Annotated in this window: 1 protein-coding gene; it reads right to left on the bottom strand. The window is 69.6% G+C overall.

The window, feature by feature from the left end; genetic code table 11:
- On the bottom strand, window positions 1-1,804 hold a 1,804-nt coding region (locus VL52_RS22835), incomplete at both ends, for an Ig-like domain-containing protein (RefSeq protein WP_235429365.1).

The raw sequence follows: 1,804 nt of genomic DNA, 5'->3' as shown, positions 1-1,804 counted from the left end.
GCGCCAGACCCGTCGGCGCCGCCGGCGCGGCAGTGTCCACCATGATGCTGTACGCGGTCGACTGGCCGCTGGCGTTGCCTGCCGCGTCGGTCGCCGTCGCGCGGATGCTGTGGTTGCCGTCAATCAAGGGACTGGACAGGTTGTAGCTCCACGCGCCGCTGCCGTCGGCCGTCGCCGTGCCCACCGCCGTGCCGTCGACGTACACCGTCACCGTGCTGTTCGCCTCGGCCGTGCCTTGCACCGTCGGCTGGTTGTTGTCGGTGACGCCGTCGCTATGGCTGCTGCCGGTGTCGGTCGCCGCAGTCAGCGCCAAGCCGCTTGGCGCCGACGGCGCCGCGGTGTCAATGGTGATGCTGTACGCCGCCGACAGCGTGCTGACGTTGCCCGCGGCGTCCGTCGCCGTCACCCGCGCGCCGTGGTTGCCGTCCGGCAGGCTGGTGCTCAGGTTGTAGCTCCATGCGCCGCTGCCGTTCGCGGTGGCGGTGCCCACCTGGAAGCCGTCGATGTACACCGTCACCGTGCTGTTGGCCGGCGCGGTGCCTTGCAGAGTAGGCGTATTGTCGCTGGTGATGCCGTCGCTGTGGCTGCTGCCGGTGTCCGTCGCCGTGCTCAGCCCGCTGATCGCCGGCATCGCCGGGGTCGCGGTATCGATGGTGACGCTGTAAACCGTCGCCTGGCCGCTGACATTGCCGGCCGTATCGGTCGCCGTCGCGCGGATGCTGTGGTTGCCGTCGGCCAGGCTGCTGACGATGTTGTAGGTCCATGCTCCGCTGCCGTCGGCCGTGGCCGTGCCCATCGCGGTTCCGTCGACATAGACCGTCACCGTGCTGTTCGCATCGGCCGTGCCCTGCACCGTTGGCGTGTTGACGCTGGTGACGCCGTCGCTGTGGCTGCTGCCGGTGTCGGTGGCGGCGGTCAGGCCCGTCACCGTCGGCGTGGCGGGAGCCGCAGTGTCAATGGTGATGGCGCGGCCGGACGACACGCCGCTGTTGACGCCGCCGCTGCTGGCCATCGCCGTGATCGCGTGGCTGCCGTCCGCCAGGCTGGAGACGAAGTTGTAGCTCCACGCGCCGCTGCCGTCGGCGGTCGTGGTGCCGACGCTGACGCCGTCCACATAGACCGTGACGGTGCTGCTGGCGGTGGCGGTGCCGGTCACCGTAGGCGTGTTGTCGCTGGTGATGCCGTCGGAGCTGCTGCTGCCGGTGTCGGTGCCCGCCGTCAGGCCGGCCACCGTCGGCGTCGGCAGCTGGATCGCGATGTTTCGGGTGACTGCGGCGCTGTTCGCCGTACCATCGTTGACGACGAAGCTGATGACCCGGGTGGCGGTATTCGGCGAGCCGGCCGTGTCGTTGTAGGTCACCGCCTGCAGCGCCGACTGCCATTGCGCGACGGTGGCGGTCGCGCCGCTGGAGGTCAGCGTCAGCACGCCGGTGCCGCTGTTGTAGCTGGCGACGATATTGCCGAAGCTGCTGGAGCTGGTGTTGCTGAACGCCAGCACGTCCTCGCCGCTGTGGAAGTTGCCAGTGATGGACACTGTCGCGCTGGCCAGCGTCGCGTTGTCGCGGTCGGATACGGTGATGCCGCCATCCACCGCCACCGGCGTCGGCGTGCCGCTGATGGTGTAGCTGCCGTTGGCGCCGGAGACGGTGGCGATGGGCGTTTGGTCGGTATCCGCCACCGTCACCGTCCGCGTCGCTGCGGCGCTGTTCTTGGTGCCGTCGTTGACGACGAAGCTGATGGTGCGGGTGGCGTTGTTGGGCGTGATCGCGCTGTCGGTGTAGGTCGTTGCGCGCAAGGCCGCCTG

This window comes from Chromobacterium vaccinii, assembly GCF_000971335.1.
Classification (GTDB): domain Bacteria; phylum Pseudomonadota; class Gammaproteobacteria; order Burkholderiales; family Chromobacteriaceae; genus Chromobacterium; species Chromobacterium vaccinii.
This window is presented reverse-complemented; position numbering and strand designations above follow the sequence as displayed.